Here is a 14,982-nt window from a genome sequence, read left to right on the forward strand (position 1 = left end):
AATCATTTACAGCCGCGCCGTCACTAGCGCTCCCATTCCAACGATTATAAACAAGATGCTCAGATACACAGCCAGCATTCCCACTTCCACCGTTTCCACCCCAAGGAACGCAAGTGTCACGACAATAGCTGCGCTGCCTATGAACACGAAATATAAGGCTCCCAAGAAATAGCGTTTCATCAATAGCATACTGCGCTCATCAAATTCCGGTAACTTCCGCTTCCTTTTCTTACGTAAGTACATGAACAAGAGCACCAAGACAAGCCCTCCCAAGGTTCCGCCAAACATGGAAAGTAAAAGGCTATAATCAAAAACCCCTTCTTCCCGGCCGATTATATAGATCCCTAAAGTTCCGCCAATCTGCATGCATATTAAGATGACTCCCCATGTCAACCAGAACCATTTCTTCTTATTCTTCATCCCCTATTCCCCCTTTTTCCTCTTCTAGATAAAACATCTCCTCCATCGGCACATCAAAATAGGCAATCAATTTGAGGGCCAACTCCAGACTTGGATTGTATTTATTTTTCTCAATGGCATTCACCGTTTGCCTGGTGATTTGCAGATCCTCGGCCATCTTGATCTGGGTAATTCCACGCTTTTGCCGGATTTCTTTGATGTGATTGATTACTGCCACGGGCGTCCCCTCCATAAAAGGTAAAGATATCTTTACATTGACTATAAACAAAAAAAGGAAATGTGTAAAGATATCTTTACACAATTTCCTCATAAAAAATTTACACAGTCGCTTTTCGCTCCATAAGATTCAACCCGATCCCCATAAAGAGGATGCCCATGAAAAATAAAACGGAGGATGGAAGGAGAAATTGCGACCAGGACCAATCCAAGAGGGTTGCGCCCTTCAGCATTTCCATCCCGTAGGTCATCGGGATCAGTTTGGACAAGGTGAGCAAAGCCTCAGATTGAACGATTTCCAGCGGCCAGTATGCGCCTCCGATCATGGCCATACTCACTGATATCAACGGGATGACTGCATCCAATTGCCTTGGATTGGTGGCAAGCGCGCTGATGAGTATGCCAAGGGACACGATCGCAAACAAAAATGGAATGACCACAAGGAAAATCATTGGATATCCTCCTCTTAGGTCCACTCCTAAAACGAAATGAAAAATGGAATAAACGAGTGTCAGTTGCGCGTATCCCAACAAAAAACTGAAGCTTACATGTCCCAAGTACAGCTGAACCTTGGTTAAAGGAGATAAGATCATCCGATTCCACATTCCATTTCTCTTTTGCTCCAAAACAGTACTGACCGTGTAGGTGACCGTGATGATCACAAAGAAAAGTGAAAATCCGAACAAGGCCTGCAGAGAAGAATCATAGATGAACTCAGTTTCTTTAAAGGATTTTTCTGAAACCGCATAGAGACTGCTGCTTTCTTTTACCTTCTCTCTCAACTCATCTGTTGAAACATCGAGCCTTTGAGCTGCTGTAGTAAGCGTACGTTCTGACTGCAGCACGTTTGCTACATGCGCCTCCATCAGCGTTGTGTTGGGAGTGGTGGCACTAAGATAGAGTTTGTACCGATCCTTCTCCAATTGCAGCCCGATATCAACCGTTCCTTTTTCGAGTTTTTCCTTCACAGCGGTTTCCTGTTCAGAAACAAACATGGTATCCTCCGCTTTTGCATTTAATGCCTGTATCATTTCTGTTTGTTCCGCTTCGGTAAGGGTGGTTGAATAAACAGGGACCTCTACCGGAGCACCTTGGTTCACCTGCCCTAAGGCAAGGGCAAACACAAACGTTAAAACAATCATTCCGATTACTGCAAAAGGCTGTCTTTTTAAATACTGAAAATGGTTGATTAGAATCGCCCTCATTTAGATCAACCTCCTTTTTGGAAAAATAGGAATGGCTATCAAGATGAGGCCAATACTCACCACCGCTAAGCGGAAAAGATGATCGGTCACACCTGCAAGCTCTCCTCCACTTAATATTTTCAGGTATCCTTGCAGGGCCGCCCCATTTGGCGTAAAGGAGGCGATGGTAAACATCGTGTCGGAAACCTCATTCCAAGGGACAAAGCTTCCGCCCAAGAAAGCAAACACACTGACAAGGAATCCCGAAAACATGGTAGAAATCCGTTGCGTTTCAAAGCGATAATTCAACGCAGTGATCAACACTGCCATCGAACCGACCACAAAGCTGAAGAAAAGGGTGATGGTAAAGAATGCTAGGAGATCCGGCCAGATTACCTGGTAAATCACCGCTGCCAATCCGTATAGGGCACAAAGTTGCAAAAAGCAAATCAAGACGGCTGATAACCACTTGCTTGTCGCGTACGTCCAAGGGTTTGTATTGGTTAACAGGATGCGGTCATACACAAATGTTGCTTTTTCGTAATAGGCATAACCCGCAACAAAGGACACCACATACAAAGCAAACATTGTACTCATACCCACTGCAAAATAGCCAAAGGAATCCACCGGCACCTTCCCGTCCACCGTTATTGTTTCACCGATGACCTCCGCTATCGCGTCAAACTCCGGTGCGGCCAGGTTTGATTGTTGGGCCTCTTGTGTCAATACCGTATGCAATCGCATCTGGTCGGTAAAGTTCTCCACCACATCTGAGATGACACTGGCTTCTAGTCCTTTTTCCTCGTTCAGGTAGAGCTGCAAGTCTTTCGTTGTTTGCTGATTGAAAAATTGCCCTTTCCACGTTTCAAAGCGAAGAGATTTAGGAAAATGAATGACTCCTGCATAGTAGTCATTTTGCAAGGTTGCTGTCAAATCTTGTCTTTCTGTCACCGTTATCAGATTTTGGAGTTCCTCCTTCATTACTGTATCCACGAGTAACTCTGGCATGGAAGTCTGTTCGGCAGCTTCTAGGATGGAAACTCTTGCTTGGTCAGGGATTCCCTCAGATTGCATCCATTCGTCGAATTGCTTTAGCTCGGCTTTGAGGTTGCCTGGGTCAATGACCGCAACCTGAGCATTCAATGTGATGTCCCCGCTAGCATTTCCCCCTAAGGCAAAACCAAGGATGGTAATTAACACAAATGGCATCGCGAGCAAGATCAGGACTTCTTTTTTATCCCGAAGTAAGTGAAGGAGATCTTTTTTGATAAATGCACGTAACACGTGGACGCTCCCCCTAATCCCGAAGCTTGCGACCTGTCAGATGCAAAAAGACATCTTCGAGTGTCGGCGCTTTTATTTGTATGCCCTTGAGGGGACTATCTGTCTGCTTGGCAGCATGGAAAACGTCTTCTAGGAGGTTTATTTTCTTCGGTGCTAACAGGATGATTTTCTTTTCCAACGTTGTCACGGTAGAGATGGCTGGGTTGGACTCCAGCTTTCCGATGAAGTCCGGCTTTATCTTTTCTACTTCCACTTCGATCGTGTGCTCAGACGAGAGGATATTCTTCACTTCGTCCTTTGTCCCGGAGGCGATCACTTCCCCGCGGTCCATGATATAAAGACGCCGACAGAGGAATTCGACTTCCTCCATGTAATGACTTGTGTAAAGGACCGTAATCCCATTTTCCTCGTTCAACTTCTTCACCGTTTCGAGGATATAATTTCTTGATTGCGGGTCGATCCCGACCGTTGGCTCATCCATGATCAAGATTTCCGGCCGGTGTAGCAAAGCCACCGCAATATTAAGACGACGCTTCATCCCCCCGGAAAATTGCTTGACGGGCTCTTTTTGCCGCTTTTCCAGGCCTACTAATGTCAAAACCTCTTCTATGCGTTGTTTCCGTTCATTTTTTGACAGTTTATAAATCTTTGCAAAAAAACTCATATTTTCATAGGCTGTGAGCTCAGGGAAGACGGCAATTTCTTGTGGAACCACCCCAAGAATCTCTCGGAGGTGCTGCGGCTGCTCTTTGACGCTTTCCCCTTTGAGTAAAACATCCCCACTTGTCGGCTGGACAAGGGAGGAAAGCATGGATATGGTGGTGGACTTGCCTGCTCCATTGGGACCAAGCAATCCCACCGTTTCCCCTTTTTCCAGATATAAATTAACACCTTTAACGGCTTGGCTGTTTTTGAACGATTTTGTCAGTTGAATGGCTTCTAGCATATGGATGCCCCCTTTGTTACTTCTACTATACTATCGGTGGGAGGAGAGTTAACCTGAAGAAGGTCATTAGTTTCGGAGGATGGGGGTGACTTTAGTCATTTTTACGCAAGGGTCCTTACTCAAAAAAGCAACAAAGTTTACGAAAACAACCTTTAGCAAAAAAAATAGGCGAAGCACATGCTTCACCCCACAACCTTCCTTTTTGCCTGAAATGGTATTCTCACCATTTTCACACCTTCTCCTATACCCTCCAGGGCGAATGCCTCTGTGGATTGCGGTAGATTCCACTTCTCGATTGTCACTTGTTCTGCACAGGCAATCACATATGGATATGCTTGCGCATGCTGATGGAGGACTTGAGCAAACATCGAATTTGGGATCATCACATTTTCCACCTGGATTCGGGCCAGCAGCATTAAAGCAGCATGTAGCTGTTGCTTGCCCTCTCCTGCATTCAACACGATATACGACGGACTCCCGAACTTCTTGATGTTCACCAGAATCGAGATTGTAATGTTGTGCTTTGTGGCATATTGCACCAAAAAAGCCACCCCGCGAAGCTTCTCCTCTAAACTGCTTGTGCTGATATCAATGATGAATAGCCAGGATAATTGGGAGGTCCGCTCATACACTTTGGACTGCAGACTAGCCATTCTGGCCGTTGCCTTCCAATGAATCTGTCCGAAGGAATCACCATTTACATATTCCCTTGTCCCAAGTACTTTACTTTTCTCTTCAAATAATGAACTTCTGGAAGGCTGCTCCCCCTGTTTTTTCGGAAGGATTTTTTCAAGCCCCATTACCTGCTCACTTCTTGGGTAGACAATCACTTCAAACTTCATCTTATCCCTTGTCTGAAGATACACCTTGCCCCACCCAAAGAAAGAATCAATTTCCATGTCGAATAACCGAAGCTTTGCAACCCCTCTTTTCACAGCGGTAAAGGGAAGCTCCACCTCCCATTGGCTTCTCCCAACCTGTTGAAAAGGAAAATGTAACTGATTGATATGTATTAGCTCAACTCCGTGCTGAAACAATAGGCTCTTGTCCGTCCCCACCCTTAGCTTCCCAAAAAATATCGGAAGAATACTGTTGTGGGTGATCCTTAGTCGTAACATTCCTTTATCCTCGGTGAATAGCTTTAAACGCTCCTCGATTATGCGGATCTCAAGGCTTTTGGCCACATAGGAGAGATAGAAGAAGTTCCCCCACATATAAGCTAAAATGGCGAAAAAAAGAAAAATCATCGGTGTGGAACCAAGGAAGATGGAGGCAGACAACAAAAGAAAAAGAACGGCATTCATCATCCGGTGCATTCTTTCGTTCTCAATCTGTTGCTCCCACCCGCTCCATTCCCCATTTGTATATTGTCTGGACTTCTTACCCCTGACCCGATCTTTTATCCGTTGGAACCGTGTTTTCAAATACAAATCATATTGGTTAGGATCCATTTATCGTCCTCCTTTTTCCAGGCCTAGCTAAGGAAAATTCTTTTAAGCGGTTTCCTATTCTTACACAATCCCATTCCGAATCGCAAAGATCGCAAGCTGGGTGCGATCCCTCAAACCAAGCTTCTGCAGAATGGCGGTCACATGATTTTTCACCGTGCCAACAGACAGGTGCAAGGCTTCTGCAATCTCTTGATTATTTTTCCCATCCCCGACAAGCTGTAAAATGGAGCGCTCCCGACTGGTCAACTCGACCAGCTCCATGACAGATGTCTCTTGCGGACGGTTGATCAACCTCGGCACCACCTTCCCCGCTACAGATGCGTCAATCGAGATCCCGCCCTTCAGACAGCTCTCGATCGAGGTCAATAGGCTCGCCGCATCCGCATCCTTCAAAAGATAGCCCAATGCCCCAAGCTTCAACGCCTCCATCGCATACTCGTCATCTGCGAAAGTGGTCAGTATCAACACTTTTGCCTTTGGGTCACGCTGCCTGATGACCTTGGTCGCTTCAATGCCCGTCATGACGGGCATACGAACATCCATCAGCACAAGATCGACAAGATGCTTTTCATAAGCGTCCACTGCCTCCTTCCCTGTTGCCACTTCAGCGACCACACGAAACGATGGGTGCTGCTCGATCATCACTTTTATGCCTTGTCGAACCAATGCCTGGTCCTCCGCTAGCAATATATTAATCACTTATATGTAACTCCTTTCAAAGGGAAAATTCCCTTCACTGTAAAATAACCCCCGGTGACTTCCCGCTCCATCCGACCGTTCAGGCTTTCCATACGCTTCCGCATATTTTGTAGCCCGAAGCCTTCTTCCACAGGCATGGAAGCCTCCCTCTTATTTTCCACCTCAACCTGAAAGCTGTGCTCTCCCATGATTTCAAGTGTGATGGAGATTTCCTTTGAGCTCCCATGCCTCATCGCATTGGTGAGTCCCTCCTGCACAAATCGGTATAACGCAATATTTTGCTCATTGGTCAGGGGCTGCGAAAGCACACCGGTTTTTGTTGTCAACTGCACCCTCATCTGACTTTCCGCCTCTAACTTCCTTATCAGATGAATCACAGACGAGATCCCCTGTTCCTCTTCCCCCTGCAAGGCCTTCACCGCTTTCCGCATTCCATCAAGGCTTTCCCGTGCCAACTGCTTGGACTGCTTCACCATGGAGGCGACCTTCTCTTCGCCTGCAGCCTGCTCCGCCACTGCCAGCTGCATCATGAGCGCCGTCAGCTGGTGGCCGACCGAATCATGAATATCCCGTGCGATCCGGTTTCGTTCCTCGACTCTAGCAACCTCCTCATTTTCTATGACCTGCCTCTTCAGTGCACGATACTCCACCAACAAGCTTTTCCACTCTCTATCAAACTTTTCGTTGTCACGAAAGTACCGATGTATCAGCATCCCCGAAGCAGAAATCAATATCATTAAGAGGCAATGGTAATAAAATAAATCAGTGAATGCCAAAGCGCTAAGAGGCAGAAGGATAGGCAATAAAACGGCTATCAAAGTCAGAAGCGTTTGCTTCCTCTCTGTTGCTTGTGTGCCATCTAGTAATAAAAAATAAAACAGCAGCCAAGGCAATATATCAAATGGAGACAAAATAAATTGCTGCATGAAAACTACTGCAGAACTTGCAAGTAGATAGGCTGCCCATTTGGCTTTCCAGATCGGCAAGAAAAAATAAAGCCCCATATAAACCCCTGCCGTCAATAGATAACCAGCCAAATATGTACCTGCCATAGAATAATAGACAGGCATTATGAGGAGAATGGCGCAAACGAAACAAAGCTTTGCCCAAAGTAAACTGACCCTGCTGCCCACAAAACGTTCCCACCTTTATGTTATGAGTTTCCTGTTGCTGACGATTCGGACCACCATTCATCTATTTAAACAAATGTTTGTTCAAAAAATCTTCTTCAGCTTTTTCATCGTTGCTTCCGATGTGAAGCTTCCAAAATGGTTCATAAGCTTCGCTGTTGCTTCTTGTTTATTCATGCTGGAGGTACCAATTTGATTTTTAGCACACCAATGCTCCATCGTCTCATAGGAGGTGCTGCTCCAGCCGTTCTTCTCCCCGTTTTCGTCCTGTTTTTCTTTTGTACCGGAGACAACGATGTCCAAATTCCCCTGTAACTCTAATAAAGCTTGATCGAACGCCTTCTTTTTCTCTTTTTCCTTCATCCCCGCTTCTGCACGCAATACTCTCGTATCGATTCCTTGTTTTCCCGAAATGAGTTCAAATAGAGTTAAGGCTTCACGGGACACCTCCCCTTTTTCATACCGTTCTTCCATGGTTTCATGACTTGCAAGTGCCGCGAGCACCAGCGGTAGCAAGTCTTTTGAAAGGAACACCGCTTTTTTCCTGATAAACTTCCCGTATGCCGCCACCCCGTCTGCAGCAAATTGAGTCCGCCACATCCATGGGTCCTGATTGGTATCGGAATGCCAAGCTTCTTTGGGAGTGATGCTTCCAAGCGATGGATAATCATCAAACAGTGGCGCAAGCGGAAGCAAGCCTACCTCTTTGATCACCGCTACCGCTTCTTCATATGTATGGATGGTTCGAGTTTGTGTGGTCATAGTACGCTCTCCTTTATTTTCCTTTTGTTTTACAAATTCTACATGGACCGCGAAGAGTCCTTTAATATTTTTCCAAATATACCTTGCATTACAAGATAGCAATGCATATAATGGATGTATCATGTAATACAAGATAGTGCCATCTCTTTTTAACCCGGTATCTTGTTATACAAGATACCGACACCCTTTCGAATTGGTACCTTGTTATACATGATACAAACATCTTTTCGACCTGGTACCTTGTTACACAAAATACCAAATCGACATGCTCTTTTACCATAACCAAAGTAGGTGAACACATGGCAGCAAGAAGCCAGCTATTAAAAGGGATCCTCGATGCATGCGTGATGGCGATTGTCGAGGAAAAAGCAGTCTACGGGTATGAACTATCCCAGCAACTGCAAAAGGTCGGTTTACCAGACATCAGTGAAGGCACCATCTACCCAGTATTGCTCCGACTGCAAAAGAACGGATTTATCATAGGGGAGATGCGTCCTTCCGCAACCGGCCCGAACCGAAAGTATTATTTTCTAACAGACGCTGGAAAAGAAGAACTTGAACGAATCTCAAATGAATGGATGCTGATCGCAGGTCCTGTCAGTCAATTATTGCAAAGAGGGGAAAAAGAATGAGAGATACGAAGAAGTTGATTGAAGAGAATAATGAAAAACGAAAGCTGTTGAGTGATGATAACTTGGGATTGTATGAGGATTTTCTGCTATATATTCGTACGGATTTAAGAGTGGCGGAGCATGAAAGCGAAGAGCTATTGATGGAGCTTCTCGATCATATGCTTGAAGCGCAGCATGAAGGCCGATCTGGAACAGAACTCCTTGGTTCCGATCCTAAAGCATATGCAGATGAGCTGATTGAAGGGTTGCCTAAAGATAAAAAACGGGATGTGATCCCCTTCATCAGCTCCCAAGTCAGTAATTCTTTAGGATGGTTCGCTCTGGTGTTATCCATTGTCCATCTCGTGATGCCTATGTTTACGGAAATTAAAGCTACTTCCCCGTTAGGGAACTTGGTTATATTGGCTTTGGCCGTGTTGGGCGTTTCCGCTTTAGGTGTGAAAGTGATCTTCACTTTGGTTCGTTCCAGCCTTTTCAGCGAAAAGAAAGAAGCAAAGCGTGCCTATTGGAAAGCCGGCCTGTTTGGGGCAGGATCCTTCGCCGCCATATTATTTTTTGCCTGGCTTGTTCCTGACTTCGGGCCAAGAATATTGATAGAATGGTGGATTTATCTGATCCTCGCGCTCATTCTACTTGGAACAGGAAAGCTGATTCAACGAGCCTACCACACTCACTAATAGGAAGGAGAAGTTACCATGAACCATCTACCATTAACTAAAAAGAGCCAAACCTTCATAGAAAACCTTCGGATCTACCTTTTTTCTTGTGGCAAAAAGACGAACGAGATTGATGAGATAACCGATGAATTAGAAGTGCATTTATACGAGGCGGAAAAAGAGAATAAAAGTGTCGAGCATATCATCGGGAGCTCCCCTAAAGAATACATGGAGCAAATCTCCAGTGAGATGTCCTTTGATCTTGGGGGCTGGGCTAAATATGTTCCCATCATCATCCTTGGTGCTTTTGCCGGAATCGTCCTAAAGGATATCGTATTTGGCGGGTTTCAATACTCGCTCGTGGAGTTGATTGGGTACCCGCTTGTTTGCATCATCTTGCTTCTTGCTTACATGTGGACATTCAGATTTATTTCCAGCCATTCCTTTTCCAAGGGCAAAGAGTTCTTTTTCTTGTACCTGGCAAGCTTTTTATCGATTGCATTGTTTACAGGGTTGATGTTCCTCCCTACTTATATCGAGTCACCGATAATACTGCTTGGCTATTATGGGAACCTGATTGTCGCAAGTATGGCCATTTCATTGCTAATTGGTATTTCCATTTGGAGTAAGACGCTAGTATCGATTGTACTGCCCATCTTTTACATCGTTCCGGAATACATGGTCAGCTTTACTGACCTTTCAGAAGGTAACCAACTTTTAGCCAGCAGTATGTTGATGTTCGCAGGAATCGGTATCTATTTTCTGTTCTCACTGAAAAGAACGAAGGAAGTTAAATCTGTTCACTAGTACAAAATGGGCTTCGCTTGATCATTGTCGGAAGCCCCTTTCTATTTCAGGGCTTCCGCTTCCACCCGATCCATGTACTCCTGCACCACCTTATTATTGCTCTTCTCGCTGCCTAGCTTCAGCATTGCCCGCCCTACAAAATTCACCCCTTTATTATGTCCGGCATAAAGGAAGCGAGTATGCGTCTCATCCACCTTTTCCAGCGTAAAAGACAAATTGATTTCAAATGCTTTTCCAAGTACAAAAGCTATCTGTTTATGTTTCTTATCAGGCTTGTCCTCATAGGCCAATGTCTCCACGATATACGTTTCCACACGCTTGCCCTCCCGATATGTTTGGCGGTGTTTGGCACCTACCTCTGTTTCCGTCTTTTCTATTAGCGTATGCTCTTCCACTTTCGGCATGGTCCTCTTAATATTCTTGTCGAGAAAAAGCTCCCATACTTTTTCAATGGATACCGGGATCATTCGCTCTTCTTGCCACTGAATCATTGTTCTTCCTCCTTCCCTGACGCCAAGAAGGCATCAATCTCCTCTATCTCCTGTTTTAGTTCTTCCATTTGGCGTCGAATCGTATCTTTCTTCTGAATTAGTAAATCCTCGAGGTGTGCAAACGATTCATCCTCCATCACCGAAATCATCTCCTGGATGGTGAACCCGAAGCTTCTGAGTTTCACTAAAAGCAGGGCCAGGAAATAACTTCCATCATCATAATATCGGTAGTTATTTTTAGGATCTATATAGGCTGGTTCCATCAGCTTCACCTCTGCATAATAGCGCAGCGTCTCCTTGCTGAGTCCCGTCATCTCAGAAAACTCACTGACCTTGTACATTCATTTCTTGACCTCCTTTGTTAAGTTTAAACTGTGTGGTGCACCACATGGTCAATCCAAAATTTTATTTGCTTGTGTATTTAAGGTGAAAACAAGCTAAAATACCCGCTTTTGATGCTCGTAAAAACGCTTCGGACATTTCGGTCTTCGGTTCGGACAATTTTATCGTGCATCTGTTTGGTGTTCCGACACGAATTGGCCTTGTTCGGACAAAAATCCAGGGGGGTTCGGCCACCCTAAAATGTCGTTCGGACAAAAAAGTAAAATCTTTGAACAAATACGCCAAAACTTCGGACAAGAATGCAAAATGTTCGTACACTTACACTCCACCGCCCTCAAACCCTTCAAAAAAACACCCAAGGTTCGCAACTTCTCCAGCTCCCTTGGGTGTTCCTCATTTAATCTTCCAGTATCTGCACCATAGCAGCCTCCCCCTGTCCCGGAAGGCTCTCCTCCATATTGTAATACTCCACTTTTACAAAATCATACAGCTGGGGCCTATCATACGCCTCCCCATTTATAGTAAACCAAGCCGATTGCTCACTTTCCGCAATCACTTCATCCAGCGTCAACCGCTGGATCTCTTCCTTACTCATATCACTGACGACAAGAATCTTTCCCTCTTCCATCGCCGCCACATATCCGGTCATCTCCATGCTCACAGGCTTTGGATTTTCCTTTAATCCAGTATCATAAACCACAAAACTAATCACCATAATCACGCCGATCACAGCCGCCATGCCAATAAGCAGGCCTCTAATCCCCATCTATTCCTGACCTTTCACTTCCACCAAGCTATATTCCTCTGTATCCACATCGTATTCAAACGAAATCAAATACTTTTCTCCGGTCTGAAACTGGCCACAAAAGGCTTCCGCATCTTCTTCACTGTCCGCTTCATAATGATAGGTCAGTCCATCATAATCCTGTTCCGTTACCGAACAACGATAAGCACCGTTCTCATGTTCTGTCACTGCCACACCTTCCACCGTAATCCGATCCTCACCCGAAGTCGACGGCATATACGTGTACATAACAAACGTCGTAATAAGCAGTAGCGTCCCTACCACAAGTGCAATGCGTCCCTTTTTCTTTTCTGATCTGACAAGCGTGGTAAACACCCCGAAACCTATCAGACCAAAGCTGATTGCAAATAAAATCAAACCTAATATATACATCACTGTACCCCCCGTTACTTTTCTCTACTTCCCATTATATATCAGACAACCTGTATCATTCATACTTTTTCATGGAATTGATGAATTATCCATACAAAAAACCCCTACCGCGCTCTCCCACAGTAAGGGTCCCCAAACACCTATTCAAACAAATACTTCCTCGTCCTCAACTGCACATTCAACACAATTCCGATCGCGATCATATATGTCAAAAGCGAACTACCCCCATAGCTGAAAAACGGCAGTGGAATCCCTGTTATCGGGAGTAATCCTATCGTCATCCCGACATTTTGAAAAACTTGGAAGGTCAGCATTCCAATTACTCCCGCGCAAAGATAGGTGCCGAAGGGGTCATGGCACTCCATGGCGATGAAGGTAATTTTATAGATCAGGAAAAAGAACAGGGAGATGACAACGGTCGCGCCCATAAAGCCGAACTGGCTGGCGATCGCCGCAAAGATGAAGTCCGTATGTGCTTCTGGTAAATAGACATTCATCTCTCCGTAGCCAGAACCGGTGTATTCACCTGAGCCGATGGCTAGCAAAGACCTTACCAATTGAAATCCTTGTACATCTTGATATTCATATGGATTCAACCAGCCGTAGAAACGGTCCAGCTGATATTCAGGAATCAGGTACGTATGGAAAAAGGTCGGATGTGCGATGAAAATATATAAGAATAATGCAATGAATCCCAAGGCCGCGCCAGCAATAGAAAGTATGATACTCCATTTGATTCCTGACACCAGGATCATGGCAGCGATGATGGCGCAATAGACAAGGGTTGTCCCCATATCGGGCTGTTTTGCAACAAGGAACAAAGGAAGGCTGGATGCGGCAATGATTTTCCCAAGCAGCAGGTAGCTATCCTGTAAGGTTGCTTCTTCAAACTTTGCCCGGTGGTCGGCGATTACCTTACTTAATACTAAAATCAGTGAGATTTTCATGAGTTCGGAGGGTTGGATGTTTCCAAGTCCCGGCAAGGTGTACCAGCTTGTTGCCCCTTTTATTTCACTGACAAGGGCGGAGGGAAAATTAAACTCAAGGCCAAGTAACAGGATCACCCCCATGCCAAACGTAATCCAGGCAAGGTTCCGCAAATAATCAAAGTGAATCAGCATGGACAACCCGATGCCAATGGCTCCTACGACAAACCACATCAATTGCTTTTCCATGAAATTGATGTTTTGCAGAACAGGAGGCAAAGTGGGCTCTACGCTCTTTAATGCAAACAAACTTGATACTACCATAATCCCCATAAGAAAAATCAACGTGGTATCCAACTGAGGTTTATAGTCTTTTTCCACTGGTTTCTCTCCATTCTCTACTTTTACTTTTTCTTTTATGTTTGTTTATATTATTATTAAGATTATTAATATGTTTATTATTAGAATAACCTATAAATCATATTAGAGAAAAACATAAAGGTCAATCCATAAATTTTTGGATAATGTATGTGAAATATTAATAAGGGGAAGTTAGGACTAACTAATTTTAGGAGGAATACATACTTTGTTTATTGCGTTAGCTTTTTTCTTATTTATGTCATTTTTCTTGTCGGGAAGTGAAACAGCACTGACAGCTGTCAATCGGATGAAAATCCAGATTAGAGCGGAGAACGGGGATGTGGCTGCCCAGAAGCTGTTAAAGCTTATTGAGCGGCCCGACCAATTTATTACAGCTATTCTAATAGGTAATAACATAGCCAATATTATGTTACCAACACTTGTTACACTTGTTGCAATTGATTATGGATGGAATATCGGTATTGCTACAGCTGTATTGACCGTTGTTTTGATTATATGTGCTGAGGTGGTTCCAAAGTCCATCGCCGCAACCTTTGCCAATAAGGTGGCATTCATTGTTGCACCTGTCATTTCCATCCTTCTTCTAGTTCTGAAGCCTCTCATCTTTTTGCTGTCCATTTTGACTAACTTTATTATCCGTCTACTTTCAAGGGGAATGGTGAAAGAGGCAACCCTTTCTAAAGAAGAGTTGAAAACGATGGTAGATATCGGCCGTACGGAAGGTACATTTTTCGAGGAAGAATCCCAACATATTATCGGAGCCATCGACTTTTATACGAAGGATGTCCGAGATGCATTGAAGACACCGCGGATAGAAATACATGGGTTACCGTGTGATGTTTCTTTTGAAGACGCAAGGAATTTTGTCATGGATAGCAGTTATACCCGCTACCCTGTTTATAAGGATAATATGGATAACATCATTGGAGTGTTCCATGCCAAATTTCTGTTGAACTGGTCACTGAAACCTGAATTAGAGATCAAGGACTTCATGGACACAAGTCCACTGTTTGTAGCTGAGTCCACTTCCATAGAAAAAGTGTTTAAAATGATGTTAAAAGAGAAGAAGCATATGGCGATAGTCATTGACGAATATGGTGGAACAACAGGGATCATCAGCCATGAGGATATCATCGAAGCGATGATTGGACAAGAGATAGAGGATGAAACAGATGAATCAGGGGAAATTCTTATTGAAGAATTAACCAACACTCAAATCATTTGCCATGGAAAGATTGCCATTAGACGTTTTAATGAAGTATTTAAAACAAAAGTTCCGGAAGAAGAAGATACCATCGCAGGATTTCTTTTTAAAGAACTTGGGCATATCCCGTCAGAAGGTGAATCTCTCGAGTATCACCACCTTCACTTTGATATTTTGAAGATGGAGGACAATATCATTAAGCAAGTTAAGGTAAAGAAAAAAGCGAAATAAACTAGGAAAGGGTGCCGCTCTCCAATACAGAAGAGCGGCACCC

General features: G+C 44.4%; 18 protein-coding genes. 4 read left to right on the plus strand and 14 right to left on the minus strand.

Features of this window, described 5'->3' with window-relative positions:
• Nucleotides 1-6 precede the first annotated feature (6 nt).
• The 9 genes from EKQ44_RS19155 to EKQ44_RS19195 all read right to left on the minus strand — a co-directional run bounded on the left by EKQ44_RS19155 (nt 7) and on the right by EKQ44_RS19195 (nt 8,092).
• Nucleotides 7-420 carry a hypothetical protein gene (locus tag EKQ44_RS19155; RefSeq protein ID WP_237665166.1) on the minus strand — a complete coding sequence of 138 codons (414 nt, stop codon included), beginning with the start codon at nt 418-420 and terminating at the stop codon, nt 7-9.
• Nucleotides 410-637, minus strand: coding sequence for a helix-turn-helix transcriptional regulator (locus EKQ44_RS19160; protein ID WP_237665167.1), 228 nt, complete (start codon nt 635-637; stop codon nt 410-412). The genes EKQ44_RS19155 and EKQ44_RS19160 overlap by 11 nt, the downstream gene beginning before the upstream one ends.
• A 100-nt stretch (nt 638-737) precedes the next feature.
• A complete protein-coding gene (locus tag EKQ44_RS19165) occupies nt 738-1,841 on the minus strand; it encodes an ABC transporter permease (RefSeq protein ID WP_237665168.1) in 1,104 nt (367 codons plus the stop codon).
• Nucleotides 1,842-3,104 (minus strand): ABC transporter permease, encoded by a 1,263-nt coding sequence (locus EKQ44_RS19170; protein ID WP_237665169.1) that lies wholly within the window; start codon nt 3,102-3,104, stop codon nt 1,842-1,844.
• Nucleotides 3,105-3,117: 13 nt separating this feature from the next.
• The gene (locus EKQ44_RS19175; protein ID WP_237665170.1) at nt 3,118-4,050 is read right to left on the minus strand and encodes an ABC transporter ATP-binding protein; all 933 of its coding nucleotides are present in this window, start codon (nt 4,048-4,050) and stop codon (nt 3,118-3,120) included.
• A 182-nt stretch (nt 4,051-4,232) separates the two neighbouring features.
• Nucleotides 4,233-5,501, minus strand: a complete 1,269-nt coding sequence (locus EKQ44_RS19180) for a DUF58 domain-containing protein (protein WP_237665171.1) — start codon at nt 5,499-5,501, stop codon at nt 4,233-4,235.
• A 60-nt stretch (nt 5,502-5,561) separates the two neighbouring features.
• Nucleotides 5,562-6,200, minus strand: a complete 639-nt coding sequence (locus tag EKQ44_RS19185) for a response regulator transcription factor (protein WP_237665172.1) — start codon at nt 6,198-6,200, stop codon at nt 5,562-5,564.
• Complete coding sequence (locus EKQ44_RS21605; RefSeq protein WP_237665173.1) at nt 6,197-7,333, minus strand: sensor histidine kinase; 1,137 nt, start codon at nt 7,331-7,333, stop codon at nt 6,197-6,199. The genes EKQ44_RS19185 and EKQ44_RS21605 overlap by 4 nt, the downstream gene beginning before the upstream one ends.
• An 81-nt stretch (nt 7,334-7,414) precedes the next feature.
• On the minus strand, nt 7,415-8,092 hold the full coding sequence (locus tag EKQ44_RS19195) for an AlkZ-related protein (protein WP_237665174.1): 678 nt from the start codon (nt 8,090-8,092) through the stop codon (nt 7,415-7,417).
• Nucleotides 8,093-8,391: 299 nt separating this feature from the next.
• Here EKQ44_RS19195 and EKQ44_RS19200 point away from each other — a divergent pair, with 299 nt between their 5' ends.
• Genes EKQ44_RS19200 through EKQ44_RS19210 form a run of 3 tightly spaced genes read left to right on the plus strand, consistent with a single transcriptional unit; the run spans nt 8,392 to nt 10,187 of the window.
• The gene (locus tag EKQ44_RS19200; protein WP_237665175.1) at nt 8,392-8,724 is read left to right on the plus strand and encodes a PadR family transcriptional regulator; all 333 of its coding nucleotides are present in this window, start codon (nt 8,392-8,394) and stop codon (nt 8,722-8,724) included.
• Nucleotides 8,721-9,401: a DUF1129 family protein gene (locus EKQ44_RS19205; RefSeq protein WP_237665176.1), complete on the plus strand. Its 681-nt coding sequence runs from the start codon at nt 8,721-8,723 to the stop codon at nt 9,399-9,401. Before EKQ44_RS19200 ends, EKQ44_RS19205 begins: the two co-directional genes overlap by 4 nt.
• 18 nt (nt 9,402-9,419) lie before the next feature.
• Nucleotides 9,420-10,187: an HAAS domain-containing protein gene (locus EKQ44_RS19210; RefSeq protein ID WP_237665177.1), complete on the plus strand. Its 768-nt coding sequence runs from the start codon at nt 9,420-9,422 to the stop codon at nt 10,185-10,187.
• Between the two features lie 41 nt (nt 10,188-10,228).
• Here the strand turns inward: EKQ44_RS19210 and EKQ44_RS19215 are convergent, their stop codons facing one another.
• The 5 genes from EKQ44_RS19215 to EKQ44_RS19235 form a co-directional block, all read right to left on the minus strand.
• The gene (locus EKQ44_RS19215) at nt 10,229-10,678 is read right to left on the minus strand and encodes an SRPBCC family protein (RefSeq protein ID WP_237665178.1); all 450 of its coding nucleotides are present in this window, start codon (nt 10,676-10,678) and stop codon (nt 10,229-10,231) included.
• Nucleotides 10,675-11,019, minus strand: coding sequence for a MerR family transcriptional regulator (locus EKQ44_RS19220; protein WP_237665179.1), 345 nt, complete (start codon nt 11,017-11,019; stop codon nt 10,675-10,677). The genes EKQ44_RS19215 and EKQ44_RS19220 overlap by 4 nt, the downstream gene beginning before the upstream one ends.
• A 398-nt stretch (nt 11,020-11,417) precedes the next feature.
• A complete protein-coding gene (locus EKQ44_RS19225) occupies nt 11,418-11,786 on the minus strand; it encodes a DUF3221 domain-containing protein (protein WP_237665180.1) in 369 nt (122 codons plus the stop codon).
• Nucleotides 11,787-12,197, minus strand: a complete 411-nt coding sequence (locus EKQ44_RS19230) for a hypothetical protein (protein WP_237665181.1) — start codon at nt 12,195-12,197, stop codon at nt 11,787-11,789.
• A 140-nt stretch (nt 12,198-12,337) separates the two neighbouring features.
• Entirely contained in the window at nt 12,338-13,504 is a 1,167-nt protein-coding gene (locus EKQ44_RS19235; RefSeq protein ID WP_237665182.1) for an FtsW/RodA/SpoVE family cell cycle protein, read from the minus strand.
• Between the two features lie 205 nt (nt 13,505-13,709).
• Between EKQ44_RS19235 and EKQ44_RS19240 the strand changes: the two genes are divergently transcribed.
• Complete coding sequence (locus EKQ44_RS19240; RefSeq protein ID WP_237665183.1) at nt 13,710-14,939, plus strand: hemolysin family protein; 1,230 nt, start codon at nt 13,710-13,712, stop codon at nt 14,937-14,939.
• The last annotated feature ends 43 nt before the right edge of the window (nt 14,940-14,982 follow it).

The organism is Sutcliffiella horikoshii (assembly GCF_021991925.1).
GTDB classification, from domain to species: Bacteria; Bacillota; Bacilli; order Bacillales; family Bacillaceae_I; genus Sutcliffiella_A; species Sutcliffiella_A horikoshii_F.

What these genes read in the sequence shown, in the direction of transcription:
- EKQ44_RS19155 (WP_237665166.1), bottom strand. Translation starts at nt 420, where the DNA reads ATGAAGAATAAGAAGAAATGGTTCTGGTTGACATGGGGAGTCATCTTA.
- EKQ44_RS19165 (WP_237665168.1), bottom strand. Translation starts at nt 1,841, where the DNA reads ATGAGGGCGATTCTAATCAACCATTTTCAGTATTTAAAAAGACAGCCT.
- EKQ44_RS19175 (WP_237665170.1), bottom strand. Translation starts at nt 4,050, where the DNA reads ATGCTAGAAGCCATTCAACTGACAAAATCGTTCAAAAACAGCCAAGCC.
- EKQ44_RS19180 (WP_237665171.1), bottom strand. Translation starts at nt 5,501, where the DNA reads ATGGATCCTAACCAATATGATTTGTATTTGAAAACACGGTTCCAACGG.
- EKQ44_RS19195 (WP_237665174.1), bottom strand. Translation starts at nt 8,092, where the DNA reads ATGACCACACAAACTCGAACCATCCATACATATGAAGAAGCGGTAGCG.
- EKQ44_RS19200 (WP_237665175.1), top strand. Translation starts at nt 8,392, where the DNA reads ATGGCAGCAAGAAGCCAGCTATTAAAAGGGATCCTCGATGCATGCGTG.
- EKQ44_RS19205 (WP_237665176.1), top strand. Translation starts at nt 8,721, where the DNA reads ATGAGAGATACGAAGAAGTTGATTGAAGAGAATAATGAAAAACGAAAG.
- EKQ44_RS19210 (WP_237665177.1), top strand. Translation starts at nt 9,420, where the DNA reads ATGAACCATCTACCATTAACTAAAAAGAGCCAAACCTTCATAGAAAAC.
- EKQ44_RS19215 (WP_237665178.1), bottom strand. Translation starts at nt 10,678, where the DNA reads ATGATTCAGTGGCAAGAAGAGCGAATGATCCCGGTATCCATTGAAAAA.
- EKQ44_RS19220 (WP_237665179.1), bottom strand. Translation starts at nt 11,019, where the DNA reads ATGTACAAGGTCAGTGAGTTTTCTGAGATGACGGGACTCAGCAAGGAG.
- EKQ44_RS19225 (WP_237665180.1), bottom strand. Translation starts at nt 11,786, where the DNA reads ATGGGGATTAGAGGCCTGCTTATTGGCATGGCGGCTGTGATCGGCGTG.
- EKQ44_RS19230 (WP_237665181.1), bottom strand. Translation starts at nt 12,197, where the DNA reads ATGTATATATTAGGTTTGATTTTATTTGCAATCAGCTTTGGTCTGATA.